This window comes from Gordonia sp. UBA7860 (assembly GCF_002500165.1).
GTDB lineage: Bacteria > Actinomycetota > Actinomycetes > Mycobacteriales > Mycobacteriaceae > Gordonia > Gordonia sputi.
Map to the genome: position 1 here is coordinate 20,646 of NZ_DLSO01000155.1, position 17,318 is coordinate 37,963.

Consider the following 17,318-nt stretch of genomic DNA (forward strand, 5'->3'; position numbering starts at 1 on the left):
GCAAACCTCCTAGCCGACACCGCGATCCGACGACGCCCAGAACTGAGCGCGCAGGGCCTTCTTGTCGGGCTTGCCGAGTCCGGTCAGCGGCAGCGACTCCGCGAAGATCACGTCCTTCGGCGACTGCACGGCACCCTTGCGCTGCTTCACCGCGTCCTGGATCTCCGCGGTGATCCGCTGCCGGTCATCGTCATTGGCCTCGACATCACCACGCAACACGACGATGGCGGTCACCGCCTCACCCCACTTCTCGTGCGGCACACCGATCACACCGACCTGACCGACCGACGGATGCTCTGCGACAACGTCTTCTACCTCTCGCGGAAACACGTTGAAGCCACCGGTGACGATCATGTCCTTGGTGCGATCGACGATGTACCAGTATCCGTCGACGTCCTCACGCGCGACGTCGCCCGTACGCAGCCATCCGTCGCGGAACGTCTCCGCCGTCTGCTCCGGCAGTCCCCAGTAGCCCGCGGCGAGAAGCGGCCCGGCAACACAGATTTCGCCCGGCTCGCCCTGCGCCACCGGCTTGTCATCGGGTCCGAGGAGCGCGGTACGCAGGAACGACGATGGCCGCCCACAACTCGATAGCCTGCGCGTGTCTTCGCCCGGCCCGGGGTGCTCGTCCTTGGCGAGGTAGCTGATGACCATCGGCGCCTCCGACTGCCCGTAATACTGCGCGAAGATCGGTCCGAATCGCTCGATGGCCTCGGCCAGTCGCACTGGATTGATCGGCGAGGCACCGTAATACACGGTTTCCAGTGACGAGAGATCACGGGTGCGCGAGTCCGGATGGTCCATCAGGGCGTAGAGCATCGACGGCACGAGCATGGTGGCGCTGATCTTCTCCTCCTCGATGGTGCGCAGCACCTCCGCGGGATCGAACTTGCTCAGCACCACCATCGACCCGCCCTTCATCAGCGTCGGGAGGAAGAAAGCCGCGCCCGCGTGCGACAATGGCGTACACATCAAAAAGCGCGGCCGCGTTGGCCATTCCCACTCCGACAACTGGATCTGGGTCATCGTCGTCATCGCGCGGACGGTGCCGATGACACCCTTCGGTTTGCCGGTGGTGCCGCCGGTATATGTGATCGACATGATGTGATCCGGCGAGAGTTCCGCCGCGGTCAGGGGCGTCGCGTCGTAACCCGCAGCCTCCGCGACGACGTCGCGACCGACGTCGGACAACGCCTTGGGCACGGGACCGAGCGTGAAGATCTGCTTGAGTCCGTCGACACGTTCCATGAGCGCAACAGCGCGCTCGACGAACATCGGGACCGGATCGATGACGAGCGTCGTAACCCCCGCGTCGGACAGCACGTACGCGTGATCGTCGAGTGAGCCCAACGGATGCAGTGCGGTGCGTCGCCAACCCTGTGTCTGGCCCGCACCGATGACGAACAACACCTCGGGGCGATTGAGTGCGAGCAGACCCACCGACGACCCCGTGCCCGAACCAAGCCCCTCGAAAGCCTGAACGTAGCGGCTGATCTCGTCGGCCATTTGCGCGCCCGTGAGCGTGGTGTCGCCGAGCTCGAGCACGTTACCCGACGCGTTCTTCGCCAGTGCCGAAACAAGAAGGTCGCCCATATGGGTCGATCCGCGCAAGTGGTCGATTTCGGACTCAGGGATCTCAGATGCCATGCGTCTCAGAGTAGGACGTGTTCTAGATTCAGGAAAGGTCAATTGGCTGTTTGCTGCCTCTAGGTGCGGTAATCAAGCTTCTGCGGCCCGGATCGAGAACTAGAACCTGTTCCATGTCCTACCGGCCGGTAGCTCATTAGGATCGACAGCATGACTGATGTGGATCTGGCAACCGAACGTCGCGACATCGCCGACGCTCTCCTCACCGCTCTCGACCGACGACACGAGGTGCTCGACGCCATCGTCGACGCCGACGATCACACCCAAGCCGTCTCCGCTATCGCGGAACTCCTCGGCAAATCACAGCTCGGCGCATCGGCAATCCTCGACATGAAGCTCGACCAGTTGACCAAGGACGAACGCCGACGAAATCAGAGCGAGCTCGACGACCTGAACCACCAACTGACCTTCACACTCGCCGAGCGTCCCGCGAGCAGCGGAGACACCGTCGTGCTGCGCGCCTTCTCCCCCAGCGACGACGCCGAACTGTTCGCCGAGCGCACCCGCGAGTTTGGGGTCGCCGGAGACGGCTCGGGCCAGCCGGCCCGCGAGATCGACCAGGAGATCGCACAGGCCGCAGGACGGGTCGACGAGGAAGAGGCGGCCTGGCTGGTCGTGACCGACGGCGACGACAAGGTGGGGTTTGTCTTCGGCGAGCTCACCGACGGCGAGGTCGACGTCCGCGTCTGGGTCCACCCCGACTTCCGCAAGCAGGGATACGCCACCGCCGCGATGCGCAAGGCACGCTCGGAGATGGCAGGCTACTTCCCCGGAGTCCCGATGGTGGTGCGCGCACCAGGCGTCTGACCACAACCCGTCGACGCTGAGTGGCTTACTCAGCGTCGACGCGGACGTCCGAAACGCGCGACGATGGTACGAATCCGGAGCTCGTCGTCGATCAGGAACGATTCGCTCACCGGCGCCCACAGCCCTAATGCCTTGGGGGCCACGTGGACTCGATACTTCGTCGACACCTTGTGGCCTGCGACCGCCGCCTCGAACCCGCTGACCCGATGAATCAGACGAAATTGCGGGCCGCGTGCCAGGCTGCGGGCGATGTGGTCGCCGCTTCGCCCGGTCTTGATCCCCATTTCCACACGCGTGCAATCCGGATGGAGATAAACACCGGACGGATCGTGGCTCACCAGCGCATCAACGTACGCCAGTGCGACGGCGATCCGTTGTCCGCCAACGGAATCGCCCTCGTCAACAGGAGCACCGTCGGTCATCGTGCCCCGTACACGGGCACCGGGGCCGGAGTCTTGGCCAGCAAATCGTCGACGACGGTCGTGAGTTCGGCAGGCTCCCAGCGGGCGCCCTTGTCGATCGACGCCGCGCGCTGCCAGCCGTCGACGACGGTGATCTTGCCGCCCTCGATCTCGAAGACCCTTCCGGTGACGTTCGACGATTCGACCGATCCGAGCCATACGACCAGCGCGGAGATGTTCGCCGGGTCCATCGCGTCGAACGAGCCGTCGTCTGGTGCGGCCATCTGCGCTGCCATCGCCTCACCGGCCCCCAGCGTCATCTGCGTGCGCGCCGACGGTGCGATCGCGTTGACCGTCACGCCGTAGGCACCCAGCTCGGCCGCCGCCTGGATGGTGAGTTCCGCAACGCCTGCCTTCGCTGCCGAATAGTTGCCCTGGCCAACCGATCCGAACAAACCTGCGCCCGACGAGGTGTTGATCACGCGAGCCTGCCGTGTCGAGCCTGCTTTGGATTCCGCCCGCCAGTACGCGGCGGCGTGGCGCAGTCCGACGAAGTGTCCCTTGAGGTGGACCCGGACGACGGCGTCCCACTCGTCCTCCGACATCGCGACGAGCATCCTGTCGCGCACGAACCCCGCGTTGTTGACCAGGATGTCGAGGCCACCGAACTCGTCGAGCGCGGTCGCCACCATCGCGGCACCGAAGTCCCAGTCGGCGACGTCGCCGACCGAGGCAACCGCCTGACCGCCACTCGCGGTGATCTCCTCGACGACCGCTGCGGCGGCATCCTCGGCGTAGTCGTTCACCACGACGGCCGCGCCGTCGGCCGCGAACGCCACCGCGTGGGCACGTCCGATACCCTGACCCGCGCCCGTCACGATGGCCACGCGACCCGCGTTCGACCCATGTCCGTTGTCGCTCAACACAATCCCCTCATGTGGATTCGTCCCCTTCAGAACTCTGACTTTCACTGACTCACAAGGCGTTACCCGCGTTGGCGGCGTCGAGAAATGCCGGCTTCTCGCCGCCACCGTGGACGGTGAGCGTCGAGCCGGTGATGTAGCCGGCGAGAGGCGAGAGCAGGAAGGCGACGGCGTTACCGACATCCTCCGGCGTCGCCATCCGCCCCATCGGAATGGTGCGCCCCACCGCTGCGACGCCGTCAGCGTCACCGTAATGCATCTGTGCCAGTTCGGTTTCCACCGGACCGGCGATCACGGAGTTGACCCGCACACGAGGCGCCCACTCGACGGCCAGCGACGTCGCAGCGTTGTCGAGACCGGCTTTTGCTGCGCCGTACGCGGATGTGCCCGGCGACGGCCGGTGGCCACTGACACTCGACACGTTGACGATCGCCCCACCCGATTCCTGTTGCTGCATCACCGCATTCGCGACGCGCGCGACCAGTAGTGGTGCGAGCAGGTTCAGTTCGACGATCTTGCCCGCAAACGACGACGACGCGTCGGCGGCGAGCGCAAACGGCGAACCGCCCGCATTGTTGACGACCCCGTCGAGCGAGCCGTAGGTCTCGACGATCTGCGCGACCATCGCGGTCACTGAAGCCTCGTCGCGCACGTCGCACGCGATGAACTCACCGAGCGCCACCGCGTCGTCGGTCGGGTTGCGCGCGCAGACCACCGGGACCGCACCGAGATCCGCCAACACCTTGGCGATACCCAGGCCGACGCCGCGCGCACCACCGGTGACGAGGACGACCTTCTTCTCCACTCCGAGATTCATCTCCCGTGGGGGGTCGAGACGTGTGACCTGTGACCGCGGACCCATGGGTGCTACCCTACCAAACAACCAAGCATTTGCTTGGTAGATGTTTTCCAGAGTCAGTGGTCATCCGAGTCACTGCCTTGGTCACGGGGTTCACAACACGGGATGCGTCCCGGGAGGAGGGCATGGCGTGCCGATCACCAGTACGCGCTCGGCGAGTGGTGTCACCACCATTACCGTCGACTATCCGCCGGTCAACGCGTTGCCGTCGGCCGCGTGGTTCGAGTTGGCCGACGCGATTCTCGCCGCGGGCGACGATCTCGACACCCACGCGGTGGTGTTGCGGGCCGAAGGTCGGGGATTCAACGCGGGCGTCGACATCAAGGAGATGCAGGCAACCGAGGGATTCGACGCGCTCATCGGCGCCAACCACGGCTGCGCCGCTGCGTTCTCCGCGGTCTACGACTGCAAGGTGCCGGTCATCGTCGCCGTCAACGGATTCTGCGTCGGGGGCGGAATCGGTCTTGTCGGCAACGCCGACGTGATCGTCGCGTCTGAGGGCGCCGTCTTCGGGCTGCCGGAGGTCGACCGCGGCGCACTCGGCGCCGCAACGCACCTCGCCCGTCTCGTCCCGCAGCACATGATGCGCACGCTGTACTACACGGCGAGCAACGTCACCGCAGAACAGCTCCTGCACTTCGGGTCTGTCTACAAGGTGGTGCCTGCCGACGAACTCGACGCGACGGCCCTCGACGTCGCCGAGCAGATCGCCGCGAAGGACACGAGGGTCATCCGCGCGGCGAAATCGGCGATCAACCACATCGACCCCGTCGACGTGAAGGCCAGTTATCGCCTCGAGCAGGGGTACACCTTCGAACTCAATCTTGCAGGCGTTGCCGACGAGCACCGCGACACCTTCGTCGCGACCGGAAAGCCGAAGACCGCACAGGGGAGTCGCTGACATGACCCAAACCTCAACGCCTCAAACCTCGACACCCCAAATCCCAACACCACATACCGCGACGCCGACCGACAAGACCAGCACCCTCGACGACGTCATCGGTGAACTCCGCGACGGCATGACCATCGGAATCGGTGGGTGGGGTTCGCGTCGCAAGCCGATGGCACTCGTCCGGGCTCTTGCCCGCTCCGACGTCAAGGATCTGACAGTCGTCACCTACGGCGGCGCCGACCTCGGATTGCTGTGCGCCGCAGGCAAAGTCCGTCGCGCCTACTACGGCTTCGTCTCGCTCGACTCGGCACCCTTCTACGATCCGTGGTTCTCGACGGCGCGCACAAGTGGCGCCATCGAGTCCCGCGAGATGGACGAGGGGATGGTCAAAAGCGGGCTGCAGGCCGCTGCCGCTCGCCTGCCGTTCCTGCCGACACGCGCCGGACTCGGATCATCGGTGCCGGACTTCTGGGAGGGCGAACTGAAGACTGTCACGTCGCCGTATCCCGATCCCGACGGCCGCACCCAAACCCTGATCGCCATGCCTGCACTGCGACTCGACGCCGCATTCGTCCACCTCGACATCGCCGATTCACGTGGCAACGCCGCCTACACCGGCGTCGACCCGTACATGGACGACCTGTTCTGCGCCGCGGCGCAGCGTCGCTACCTCGAGACCGATCAACTCGTCTCGACCGATGTACTGGCCAAGTCCGTTCCGACGCAACGACTTCTACTCAACCGGATGCACGTCGACAAGGTCGTCCACGCGCCCAATGGCGCCCATTTCACGTCTACCGGCGCCGGGAGCGGAGCGAGCGGGCCAGATGTTACAGGCGAGCACCGCCGCGACGAGGCGTTTCAACGGTTCTATGTCGAGTCCGCGAAGGACCCCGAGAGGTGGTCGACGTTTCGTCGTCGCTTTCTCGACGTCGACGAGGAGACCTACCAGCGCGAGGTCGACGCCTGGCGCGGCGAGCAGGAGGAGTCGAAGTGACTACTACGGCAACGGAAACCGATGCGACCCGCGCAGAGGTGTGCGTCGTCGCGTGCGCCGAGATCTTCCGTGACTCCGGCGAGATCATGGCGTCGCCCATGGCTCCGGTGCCCCTGCTCGGTGCCCGGTTGGCGCGCCTGACCTTCTCGCCCGACCTGCTCATCACCGACGGCGAGGCGTTGATTCTCGCCGACACACCGCCGATCGGGAAGTCGGGGCCCATCGAAGGATGGATGCCGTTCTCCAAGGTCTTCGACGTCGTGACGTCGGGTCGACGACATGTGGTCATGGGCGCCAACCAGATCGACCGGCACGGCAATCAGAACCTGTCGGCGTTCGGCCCACTCCAACACCCCACCCGTCAGATGTTCGGTGTGCGCGGAGCGCCGGGCAACACCATCAACCATCCGACCAGCTACTGGGTGCCCCGACACTCGGCGCGCGTCTTCTGCGACAAGGTCGACGTCGTCAGCGGAATCGGTTACGACAAGGTCGATCCCGACAATCCTGCGTTCGACGACCTCGACATCCACCGCGTCGTCACCAATCTCGGGGTCTTCGACTTCGGCGGACCCGGCCACACGATGCGGGCGCTGTCGCTGCACCCCGGTGTCGAGGCTGGCGAGGTCGTCGAGAACACCTCGTTCGAGATCGCGGGTCTCGAGCAGGCTCCGTCGACCAGGGTTCCGTCGGAGAACGAGCTGGCCATCATCCGAGACATCCTGGACCCCAGAGGTGTTCGAGATCGGGAGGTGAAATGAGTTCGACTGCCCGCGCGGCCGCGCTACCGACTCGGTTCACCGAGTTGGTCGGTGTCGAATACCCGATCGTGCAGACCGGAATGGGATGGGTGTCGGGGCCGTCGCTGACCTCCGCGACCTCCAATGCCGGCGGACTCGGCATCCTGGCGTCGGCGACGATGACCTACGCCGAGTTGGAAGCGGCAATCGCGAAGACGAAGTCGTTGACCGACAAGCCCTTCGGGGTGAACATCCGCGCCGACGCCACCGATGCCACCGAACGGATCGACCTGCTGATCCGCGAGCACGTACGGGTCGCGTCGTTCGCGTTGGCACCCAAGAAGGACCTGATCGCGAAGCTCAAGGACAACGGCGTCGTGGTGATCCCGTCGGTCGGTGCGGCCAAACACGCGGTGAAGGTCGCTTCGTGGGGTGCGGATGCGGTGATCGTGCAGGGCGGTGAAGGCGGCGGCCACACCGGACCGGTCGCGACGACGCTACTGCTTCCCTCAGTGCTGGATGCATTGCGCGACAGCGGTTCCGACATGCCAGTGGTCGCGGCGGGAGGCTTCTTCGACGGCCGGGGGCTCGCCGCGGCACTGGCATACGGGGCCGAGGGTGTCGCGATGGGTACCAGATTCCTGCTCACCGCCGACTCCGCCGTCCCCGACGCGGTGAAGCAGGAGTATCTGACGCGCACCCTCAACGACACGGTCGTCTCGGTGAACGTCGACGGTATGCCGCATCGGGTGCTGCGCACACCACTCGTGGAGGCCCTCGAGAGCGGCAGCCCGATCCGCGCACTGTTCGCTGCGGCACGAAATGCCAACGAGTTCAAGCAGTTGACCGGCATGAAGTGGACGACGATGCTGCGCGACGGGCGTGCGATGCGTAAGTCGGGCGAGCGTAGCTGGCAGCAGGTCATCATGGCGGGTAACACCCCGATGCTGTTGCGCGCGGGTCTCGTCGAAGGTGATACGCGCGCAGGAGTTCTCGCCTCCGGTCAGGTGGTCGGGATGATCGACGATCTGCCCAGCTGCGATGCCCTCATCCAATCGATCATGGACCAGGCACACGAGCGGCTGAAAGCACTGAGCACGCTGGGGTGACGCGGCGGCTGGTGCGACCGTCACCCGTGGTGGCGACGGTATGCCTCGATCGCGGCCGGATGAAGTTGCAGTCCGTAGACCTGAATGAGAGTCTGCGTATCCAGGAACTGCACTCCGACAGTACCTTTCGGGATGAGCTCCGACGCCTTGTCGACCAGGGCGTCGACCACCGCTGTGACCGCAGAGTCCGGAGTACCCGCGGTGGTGAGCAGCACGCTTGGCACGCCGATCGTCGCCGTCTCGGTGCGCGTGCCGTACATTCCCGCAGGGACAGCAACCGGTTCGTAGAGCGGGCCGTACCTTTCGCGCAGAACGGCGAGTTCGGCGGACAGGTCGAGTAGCCTGATCCCGCCCGCTGGACCATAGCCCGGTCGGGGAATGGCTGACGGGGTGGGTACGCCACCCGCCCACATCGCCGCGGCGACCATGCCCGACGCCAGTGATTCGAGCACGTTGGTCAGCGATACCGGGGTGATCTCGACATCGTCGGGCGTCATCGAGGCCGCGGCGAGGACGCGACGTCCCGTCCATTCGGTACCCGAGCCACGCGCGCCGAGGCTGATTCGCTTCCCCCGCAGATCCGCAAATGTCTGAATGTCACTTGTCGCGGGCACCGCGAACTGCACGTAGTTCTCGTAGACCCGTCCAACGGCTCGCAGCGGCCCACCCCGCGCTGCGGCTACATCGCCGAGCGAGAGTCCGAAGTCGACGCGCCCGTGTTCCAGAAGCTCGATGTTGCGCACCGAACCGCTGGTGTTCATCGGTTCGAGGCGGGTGGAACCGTCGGCCATCGCCGACGACAGCAGTTTGGCGAACTCCGCCTGAAATCCGCCCGGCTCACCTGTCGCGATCCGGTACGTGCGCACGTCGCCACCCGCGCAACCAGCAGCAAGGAATGGAATCGCGACGATGCCCTTGAGCAGTGTCCGGCGCCTCATACGCCTTCTCCCCCGATGTTGAGATGTGCTGGGGTGTCACGATCTGCGGGGGTGTCGAGATCTGCTGCGGTATCTCGGCGCCTCACCAACCGCACGCGAACGCTCAGTCCGCCTGCTGCAGATCTGCCGAAGTGCACGTCTCCCCCGACCGCACGGACAAGGATGTCGACGATCGCGAGCCCGAGCCCCGTTCCGTGCGCCTTGTCCCGCGTGAAGAATCGCTCCGTCAGCCTCGGCACGTCCTCGTCTGCGACTCCTGGCCCGTCGTCGGCGACCTCGATCACGACCGACTCGGGCGAGTTCTCGGGTATCCCGATCGACAGCGCGATCTCCGGATGTGGCCCGGCGTGCCGTGTCGCGTTGTCGACGAGAACATCGATCACCTGCGCGAGCGCATCCTCGCTGATCCGTGTCTGTGTTGCCGGATCACCGAGCTCGTCGCGGAAGATCAGCCGCGCACCTCGTTCACGCACAGGCACCGACCAGAACTCGACGCGGTCGGCGAGCACGGTTGCGGCCGTACTCCATTCGTCACGGCGTCCACTGTCGAGCGATGGGGTCTCGGCGCTGGCGAGGCTGAGGAGTTTGTCCAGGATGAGCTGCAGTCGTTGTGCCTCGGCACCGATCATCGCGAAGTCGTCAGACAACGCATCGGGAACCTCCGACTCCACGATGTCGATCCTAAACTGCAGTGCCGCCAACGGATTACGCAGTTGGTGGGAGGCATCTGCCACCAGGCGACGCTGCATCTCGACCGATCTCAACACCGTCGCCACCAAGCCGTCGAAAGTATCGGTGAGTTGACGCACCTCAGGTGGCCCACCGGTTTTGGTGTCCGACGCAGCGCTCAGCGGCTCGTCGGCCGTCGACGTCGGAATGGACGGCAGTTCCCCTGCGAGGTCGGTCATCGCGTCGGACAGGTCCGCAAGCGGACGCAGCACCCAGCGACTCAACACCACTGCGAGCGCGGCGAACGCGAGGATCACCAACGCGGCGCCACCGACGATGAGCAGCCACCAGCGGGTGACGTCGGACCTGGTCGCCGCTGTCGCGGATCGCAGAACCACAGTGCCGTTCACCTGGGCGCCGCTGCCGACCGGGGCGACGAACACCGCCGAGTCGGGTCCCCACGGGGCCACATGCCGAAGCTCCGACGACTTCTCGTTGCGTAGCCCACGAGTCACCGCCGCCCGCATCTCCTGATCCGTCGGGCCGACCGACAGATCAGGGACACCGCGGGTCGAGACGATCAGCACCGAGTCTCCGTATACGTCGTGATAGGCGCGGATCTCATCGGCGATACGAGCCGAATTGCCCGCCGTCACATACTCGTTCGACATCGCGGCGAACCGCGTTACATCGCTTTCACGCTGCTGCACGAACTGCCGGGTGCGCGCCTGCGACGACACTTCGATCAGTGGCACGGCAAAGCCCGCGATACTGACTGCGCCGATGATCGCGAGCACCAACAGCAGTCGCCTACGCATCGTCGACGACCCCGTCCCAGCGGTAGCCGAATCCGCGGATCGTTGCGATGAGCCCCCGCCGACCGAGCTTGGCGCGTAGTCCGGTCATATGGACATCGAGCGAGCGCGATACGGCTACAAAGGCATCACCCCACACCTGATCCATGAGCGCGGCACGACTGACCGCCGACCCCGCGTTCCTGACCAGAACCGCCAAGATGTCGAATTCTTTCGCGGTGAGCTCGATATCGCGTCCGTCGACGGTCGCTGTGCGGGCGTCGAGATCGATGGACACATCACCGGACACCACGAGGTGTTGTGCCCCATCGGGTTCCGCCCGGGCGGCTCGTCGACTCACACTGTCGATGCGCGCTACCAACTCGACGAATCGGGCAGGCTTGACCAGATAGTCGTCGGCTCCGAGCCGCAGTCCGCGCACCACCGACCGCTCGTCGCCTCGCGCGGTGAGCACGATCACCGGTACCGAACTCACCTGCCTCAGTTGTCGAAGTACCTCGAGGCCGTCCTGATCGGGTAGGCCGAGGTCGAGCAGGACGAAATCGAATCCTGCGTGGTGCAGCAACAGATCAGCCCCGACGGCGTATCTGGTCGGTTCGTGTCCGAAGCGTCGCAGGCCCGACACGATTGCGCCCGCGACGCCGTCGTCGTCCTCCACAACCGCAATACGCACGACGCCCATTATCCGCATCCCGAGGTCTCGGAATGCGGATAATGATGGCAATCAGTCGAATTCATCGAGGTGAGGTGGGACCCTCATCGATGAGCGACTTCGTTCCTGTTTCGGCGTACTGTGCTGTCGCCGAGGGAAAGTCGACGGTCGACGGGTTCGACGAACCGACCAGCGACTCCGGCGAGGCAACGGGCGTGGAAGTCGACTCCTTGGCGCCGGAGTCGGCGGGGTCGAGCATCGAGTCGCCCCGCGTCTCCTTCATGAAGTACGCGGCGATCCATGTCAGTAGGGCACAAGCGGAGACGTAGTAGAAAAAGGCTCCCTCATGGCCTGCCTGCTTGAGTCCCAGCGCAATCGGCTCAGCCGTTCCACCGAACACCGCCGTGACCAGCGCGTGAGGCAATCCGACGCCGAGCGCACGCACCTTGGTCGGGAAGAGCTCGGCCTTCACGATGGGACTGAGCGCCGAGTAGGCGGTGACGATCGTCAATCCCGCCATCATCAGGCAGAAGGCGACGAGCGCGTTGGACACATGGCCGAGAGTTGTCATGATCGGAACGGTGAGCAGCGTGGCGCCCGCGCCGAAGAAGAGCATCACCTTGCGGCGTCCGATCTTGTCCGACAGCGCACCGGCCAGCGGCTGCATGCACATGTAGACGAACAGTGCGCAGAAGCTGATCCAGGCAACTGTCTCCTTGTCCATTCCCGCGGTGTTGATCATGTATTTCTGCAGGTAGGTGGTGTACGTGTAGTAGCAAACGGTTCCACCGATGGCCAGCGCGAAGACCAGCGCGAACGACTTGCGGTACTGCATGAGGGTGCGGAGTGTTCCCTCCTGCTTGGCGGCACCCGCACCCAACGCGGCCACTCGCTGCTTCTCGGCGAGGTACTGCGGTGACTCGTCCATCCCTCGTCGGAGGATCATCACCGTCACCGCTGCGACCGCACCGATCACGAACGGCACACGCCAGCCCCATGAATCCATCTGCGCCGGTGTGAGAATCTGCAGCAGGATGATCTGGACGCCGAGTGCACACAACTGGCCGAGGACGATCGAGACGTATTGGAAGCTGGAGAAGAATCCACGGCGGCCGGGCGTCGCCACCTCGGAGAGATAGGTTGCGCTCGAACCGAATTCACCTCCCACCGAAAGTCCCTGCAGGAGCCGCGCGAGCACCAGGATCACCGGAGCAAGGATCCCGATGGTGGCGAAACCCGGTGTGACCGCGATGAGTAGCGAACCGGCCGCCATCAACAGCACGGATAGGGTCAGTGCGTTACGGCGTCCGTATCGGTCGGCGAATCGGCCGAGGATGTACCCACCGAGTGGACGCATCAAGAAGCCGACCGCGAATACGACTGCGGCGGAGAGCAATTGCGCCGTTTGGCTTTCACTGGGAAAGAACACCGGGGCGAAGAACACACTGAACGCGGCGTAGACGAACCAGTCGTACCACTCGATCAGGTTGCCGATGCAGCCTCGGAAGACGTTGGCGACGACGCGCCGGTTGGATGTGGAGGACTGTTGAGTCATCACACGCTCCTTTGTTGATCTGGGACTTTTGTGAGGTGAGACTTGCTGTCCTCATCACTGTGGCAGCGGTCACACGAGTAGCCAATGCCTCGCGAAGTTTCCTAACAGTCCCTTTGGAAAGCCCGTGCAACCTGCCGATGCCCTATACCGAGAACTCGGTCAGATCAGCCGGGCCGACGGCCACCGCCCACTCGCGACCGAGGTGGTCACGACCTCACCGAGCAGTTCGACGACGAGGTCACACGCCGTCGACTGCGCCCGGTTGCGCGCTACAGCGGTGCCGATCGTCCGCGACAGAGCCGCGCCGACGATCGGCGCACAGCTCACCGACTCCGCGGCGTCGATCGCCATCGCGGGCGGAAGCACCGTCCACCCGTGACCATCGGCGACGAGCCGACGTTGCACGGCGGCGTCGTTGGTCTCGACTGCGACGGAGATGTCCACGCCTGCGGACGCGGCGTCGACGATGCTGCGCAACCCGTGCGGAGGGGCAGGCAGCACGAGGGGATGCTGCAGCAGTTCCTCCAACGTGACCGGTTCGTCGGCATGCAGGCCGGCCGAACTCGGCGCCACCGCCCACAGGTCTTCGCGCAGCAGCGGGCGAATCCGGAAGGCCGAGGTACTCGGCTGCTCGAAGAGCAACGCAACGTCGACGTCGCCTACTTCGAGCCACTGCGCCAGGTGCCCGGCGTATCCGACGTCGACACGTAACGCGATTCCTGGATACCGTTGCGACACAATCGAGATGAGTTCGGCAGCGAGCAGGCCGACGGTCGACGGCAACAACCCGATGCTGACCCGCCCGCGAACGTCCTCCCCGGTACCCGAGAGCACTTCTGCCCGTGCCCGGTCGAGTTCCTCCAGCGCACGTCGAGCACGTTCGAGCACCCGTTTCCCGTTGGCATTCAGCGACATCCCGGACCTGCTCCGTTCGAACAACTCGACGCGAAGTTCCGATTCCAACGCGTGGATCTGCTTCGTGACAGCCGGCTGCACCACGTGCAGTGTCTTCGCGGCAGCGGTCACGCTTCCGGTATCGGCCACTGCCAGCAACGCCCGTAGCTGTCTGATCTCCACGTCATCTCCACTCGCCCCGCCGTTCCACGACGTCATCGGCTATCGGTCGCAAGCATCGCGCCGGCGAGCATGCCGGTGAGGAATACACAACCATTCCAAAATCCTATTACCCGCGAGCTCCCATAACGATAGAGAATTGTCGATAGATCAACAACGAAAGGTTCTGCCCCATGTCCACTGCGCTTACCGACGGTGCATCAGCCAACGACGGTGCACTGACCAACGACGGTGCACTGACCAACGACGGTGCAGCGACCGACGGGTCACCGGTCGAGATTGACGCTCCCGGCTGGCAACGCGACGTCTTCGAGGTACTCAAGCAAGGCGGGGTATCGCAGATCGCTTATGTCCCCGACGCCGGTCACTCGTACGCGATTCGCGCGGCAATTGCCGACCCCGACATCACCGATGTCGTGCTGACCACCGAGGAAGAAGGGGTCGGAGTCACCGCAGGCGCCTGGCTCGGTGGTGTGCGCTCAGCGTTGCTGATGCAGAGCAGCGGCGTCGGCAACTGTGTGAACATGTTTTCGTTGCTCGAGATGTGCCGATTTCCGTTCCTGACCCTCGTGACGATGCGCGGCGAGTACGCGGAGTTCAATCCCTGGCAGATCCCGATGGGTTCGACCACCCAGCGAGCACTCGAACTCGGTGGGATCACCGTGCTGCGTGCCGACAAACCGGACGAGGTTCGTGAGGTCGCGCAGGCCGCCCTTGAATCGACCTTCCTCGCGGGCGAGCGCACCGCGGTACTGCTCGGACAAAGCCTCATCGGCCGCAAGAAGTGGGAGCGAAACTGACATGACCGCAACTGATTTCACCGCCGTACGAGAGAAGGCGACGATCGACCGCCGCGAGTTCGTGTCGGCATTGATCGATCGCGTTCCTGACGCGCTCATAGTCACCGGGCTCGGCTCGGCGTCGTACGACGTCTTCGCCCACGGCGAGCGCGACGGGAACTTCTACCTCTGGGGCGCGATGGGCGGTGCTGTTCCTGTCGGCCTCGGACTGGCACTGGCTCAGCCGGACAAACCCGTCGTGGTCGTGACCGGCGACGGTGAGATGCTGATGGGCATCGGATCGCTCGGCTCGGCCGCGGTGCGGGCTCCCGACAACCTGACGGTCGTCGTACTCGACAACGGCCACTTCGGCGAAACGGGCATGCAGCGCAGCCATTCCGGACTGTGCGCACGCCTTCTCGACGTCGCGCACGGCTTCGGGATTCGTGACTGCCGCGAGGTCGATTCGCTCAGCCAGGTAGCCGACGTCGCGTCGAACATCAACGCGCGCAACGGACTCACGTTCGTGCAAGTGCACATCGACACCGGCGAGCCGCCACGCGCGCTTCCGCCACGCGATGGTGTCGCGGTGAAGAACAAGTTCCGCACAGCACTCGGCTTGCCCACGTTCTGAGGAAGGACGGCACCATGCAGACCTATCAGCTCCGCATCAACGGCCACTGGCGCGACAGCAGCACGGGCGAGTTCTTCGACTCGTTCGACCCCTACACCGGGAAACCGTGGGCCTGCGTGGCCCGCGGTAGTGCCACCGACGTCGACGACGCCGTCTGCGCCGCACACGACGCGCTCACAGACAGCGCGTGGTCAGAGATGACGGCGAGCGCACGGGGCAAACTCTTGCATCGGCTCGGCGATGCCATCGCCGCCAACACCACCGAACTGGCCCGAACCGAAGTGCGCGACAACGGAAAACTGTTCGCCGAGATGTCTGCGCAGACCGCATACATTCCGGAGTGGTTCTACTACTACGGTGGCCTGGCAGACAAGATCGAGGGATCTGTTGTGCCACTGGACAAGAAGGGCTACTTCGCCTACACGACGTCAGCTCCGGTAGGCGTCGTCGGCATCATCACACCGTGGAACTCACCACTGCTCCTACTCACCTGGAAGCTGGCGGCGGCTCTCGCTGCGGGCTGCACCGTTGTCATCAAACCTTCCGAGCATACGAGCGCGTCGACACTGGAATTCGTCGCGCTGCTCGAGGAAGCAGGCCTTCCGGCGGGCGTGGTGAATGTGGTCACCGGGTTCGGCCAGGAGGTCGGCAGCCCCCTGGTTGATCACCCGCTGGTGCGCAGGGTCAGTTTCACCGGCTCGGACGCCACCGGCAGCCGGATCGGCGCGCAGGCCGCGGGCGGCATCAAACATGTCGGCCTCGAACTAGGTGGCAAGTCGCCCAACATCATCTTCGACGACGCCGACCTCGATGCCGCAGTGAACGGCGCGGTGTCGGGAATCTTCGCCGCAACCGGTCAGACCTGCATCGCCGGATCACGACTACTGGTGCAGTCGTCTGTCCACGACGAGGTGGTCAGGCGCGTCGTCGAACTGTCGAAGACCGCACGCATGGGAGATCCAGCCGATCCGGACACGCAGGTGGGGCCGGTGACAACCCGCGACCAGTACGAGAAGGTTCTCTCCTACATCGAGATCGCGAGATCCGAAGGCGCACAACTGAGTCTGGGTGGAGCAGCCGCAGCCCGACCCGAGTGCGGTGACGGCTGGTTCGTCGAACCCACGATCTTCACCGGCGTCGACAACTCCTCGCGCATCGCGCAGGAAGAGGTCTTCGGTCCTGTGCTCTCGGTAATCCGATTCGACGACGAGGCCGAGGCGATCGCCATCGCGAACGACTCCCGATATGGTCTCGGCGCAGGCGTCTGGACCTCCGACATGGCGCGCGCGTTCCGGATGACTGCGGCTATCGAGTCAGGCACGGTGTGGGTCAACACCTATCGCGCGGTGAGCTACATGATGCCGTTCGGCGGCGTCAAGGAGTCCGGCCTCGGTCGCGAGAACGGCATCTCGGCGGTGGACGACTATCTGGAGACCAAGAGCGTGTGGATCAACACCGGCGCACCCTCCGGCAACCCGTTCGTGCTGAAGTGAACTAGCTAGACCCCGCGATGTCGGCGTGCTCTACGCGCAGGTTCTTCTTGAGGATCTTGCCCGACGGGTTCTTCGGCAACGCCTCGGCGAACACGACGAACTTGGGCCGCTTGTACGGTGCGAGGATCGACGAAAGATGGTCTATCACTTCGCCTTCTGACAGCGCGACGCCCTCCTTGGGAACGACGACAGCCGTCACGGCCTCGATCCACTTGGGATGCGGCACACCGAAGACGGCAACCTCCGCGACGCCGTCGTGGAGGTAGATTGCCTCCTCGACCTCGCGGGAGGCGACGTTCTCGCCACCGGTCTTGATCATGTCCTTCTTGCGGTC

The 17,318-nt window shown here is 64.7% G+C and carries 18 protein-coding genes; 8 read left to right on the top strand and 10 right to left on the bottom strand.

What is annotated here, in order from left to right; all coding sequences use genetic code 11:
- Positions 1–9 precede the first annotated feature (9 nt).
- A complete protein-coding gene (gene fadD8, locus B3T59_RS19310) occupies positions 10–1,647 on the bottom strand; it encodes a fatty-acid--CoA ligase FadD8 (protein WP_287004852.1) in 1,638 nt (545 codons plus the stop codon).
- A 150-nt stretch (positions 1,648–1,797) separates the two neighbouring features.
- Here fadD8 and B3T59_RS19315 point away from each other — a divergent pair, with 150 nt between their 5' ends.
- The gene (locus tag B3T59_RS19315; protein WP_287004854.1) at positions 1,798–2,454 is read left to right on the top strand and encodes a GNAT family N-acetyltransferase; all 657 of its coding nucleotides are present in this window, start codon (positions 1,798–1,800) and stop codon (positions 2,452–2,454) included.
- Between the two features lie 29 nt (positions 2,455–2,483).
- On the opposite strand, the gene B3T59_RS19320 is transcribed toward B3T59_RS19315, so the two are convergent.
- Genes B3T59_RS19320 through B3T59_RS19330 form a run of 3 tightly spaced genes read right to left on the bottom strand, consistent with a single transcriptional unit; the run spans position 2,484 to position 4,640 of the window.
- On the bottom strand, positions 2,484–2,876 hold the full coding sequence (locus B3T59_RS19320) for a hypothetical protein (protein ID WP_287004856.1): 393 nt from the start codon (positions 2,874–2,876) through the stop codon (positions 2,484–2,486).
- The gene (locus tag B3T59_RS19325) at positions 2,873–3,781 is read right to left on the bottom strand and encodes an SDR family oxidoreductase (protein ID WP_287004858.1); all 909 of its coding nucleotides are present in this window, start codon (positions 3,779–3,781) and stop codon (positions 2,873–2,875) included. The genes B3T59_RS19320 and B3T59_RS19325 overlap by 4 nt, the downstream gene beginning before the upstream one ends.
- Before the next feature lie 49 nt (positions 3,782–3,830).
- Positions 3,831–4,640: an SDR family oxidoreductase gene (locus B3T59_RS19330; RefSeq protein ID WP_287004860.1), complete on the bottom strand. Its 810-nt coding sequence runs from the start codon at positions 4,638–4,640 to the stop codon at positions 3,831–3,833.
- A 127-nt stretch (positions 4,641–4,767) separates the two neighbouring features.
- Between B3T59_RS19330 and B3T59_RS19335 the strand changes: the two genes are divergently transcribed.
- From B3T59_RS19335 to B3T59_RS19350, 4 genes are read left to right on the top strand one after another with little or no spacing between them, the layout of a single operon-like run.
- Positions 4,768–5,538 (top strand): enoyl-CoA hydratase family protein, encoded by a 771-nt coding sequence (locus B3T59_RS19335; RefSeq protein WP_287004862.1) that lies wholly within the window; start codon positions 4,768–4,770, stop codon positions 5,536–5,538.
- Between the two features lies 1 nt (position 5,539).
- Positions 5,540–6,526, top strand: a complete 987-nt coding sequence (locus B3T59_RS19340) for a CoA transferase subunit A (protein WP_287004864.1) — start codon at positions 5,540–5,542, stop codon at positions 6,524–6,526.
- Positions 6,523–7,287: a CoA-transferase subunit beta gene (locus B3T59_RS19345; protein WP_287004866.1), complete on the top strand. Its 765-nt coding sequence runs from the start codon at positions 6,523–6,525 to the stop codon at positions 7,285–7,287. Before B3T59_RS19340 ends, B3T59_RS19345 begins: the two co-directional genes overlap by 4 nt.
- Complete coding sequence (locus B3T59_RS19350; protein WP_287004868.1) at positions 7,284–8,375, top strand: NAD(P)H-dependent flavin oxidoreductase; 1,092 nt, start codon at positions 7,284–7,286, stop codon at positions 8,373–8,375. The genes B3T59_RS19345 and B3T59_RS19350 overlap by 4 nt, the downstream gene beginning before the upstream one ends.
- A gap of 20 nt (positions 8,376–8,395) precedes the next feature.
- Here B3T59_RS19350 and B3T59_RS19355 read toward each other — a convergent pair whose 3' ends face one another.
- From B3T59_RS19355 to B3T59_RS19375, 5 genes are all read right to left on the bottom strand, one after another.
- Positions 8,396–9,313 (bottom strand): TAXI family TRAP transporter solute-binding subunit, encoded by a 918-nt coding sequence (locus B3T59_RS19355; protein ID WP_287004870.1) that lies wholly within the window; start codon positions 9,311–9,313, stop codon positions 8,396–8,398.
- A complete protein-coding gene (locus tag B3T59_RS19360; RefSeq protein WP_287004871.1) occupies positions 9,310–10,800 on the bottom strand; it encodes a sensor histidine kinase in 1,491 nt (496 codons plus the stop codon). Before B3T59_RS19360 ends, B3T59_RS19355 begins: the two co-directional genes overlap by 4 nt.
- A complete protein-coding gene (locus B3T59_RS19365; RefSeq protein WP_287004872.1) occupies positions 10,793–11,470 on the bottom strand; it encodes a response regulator transcription factor in 678 nt (225 codons plus the stop codon). The genes B3T59_RS19360 and B3T59_RS19365 overlap by 8 nt, the downstream gene beginning before the upstream one ends.
- Positions 11,471–11,531: 61 nt before the next feature.
- The gene (locus tag B3T59_RS19370) at positions 11,532–13,004 is read right to left on the bottom strand and encodes an MFS transporter (RefSeq protein WP_287004874.1); all 1,473 of its coding nucleotides are present in this window, start codon (positions 13,002–13,004) and stop codon (positions 11,532–11,534) included.
- A 159-nt stretch (positions 13,005–13,163) separates the two neighbouring features.
- Positions 13,164–14,081, bottom strand: coding sequence for a LysR substrate-binding domain-containing protein (locus tag B3T59_RS19375; protein ID WP_287004876.1), 918 nt, complete (start codon positions 14,079–14,081; stop codon positions 13,164–13,166).
- 170 nt (positions 14,082–14,251) lie between these two features.
- Between B3T59_RS19375 and B3T59_RS19380 the strand changes: the two genes are divergently transcribed.
- Genes B3T59_RS19380 through B3T59_RS19390 form a run of 3 tightly spaced genes read left to right on the top strand, consistent with a single transcriptional unit; the run spans position 14,252 to position 16,984 of the window.
- Complete coding sequence (locus tag B3T59_RS19380) at positions 14,252–14,878, top strand: phosphonopyruvate decarboxylase (protein ID WP_287004877.1); 627 nt, start codon at positions 14,252–14,254, stop codon at positions 14,876–14,878.
- A 1-nt stretch (position 14,879) separates the two neighbouring features.
- On the top strand, positions 14,880–15,491 hold the full coding sequence (locus tag B3T59_RS19385) for a thiamine pyrophosphate-dependent enzyme (protein ID WP_287004878.1): 612 nt from the start codon (positions 14,880–14,882) through the stop codon (positions 15,489–15,491).
- Positions 15,492–15,505: 14 nt separating this feature from the next.
- Entirely contained in the window at positions 15,506–16,984 is a 1,479-nt protein-coding gene (locus tag B3T59_RS19390) for an aldehyde dehydrogenase (protein ID WP_287004880.1), read from the top strand.
- 1 nt (position 16,985) lies between these two features.
- On the opposite strand, the gene B3T59_RS19395 is transcribed toward B3T59_RS19390, so the two are convergent.
- Positions 16,986–17,318, bottom strand: a 333-nt coding sequence (locus B3T59_RS19395) for an AMP-binding enzyme (RefSeq protein ID WP_414652115.1), incomplete at its 5' end; no start/stop codon positions are given.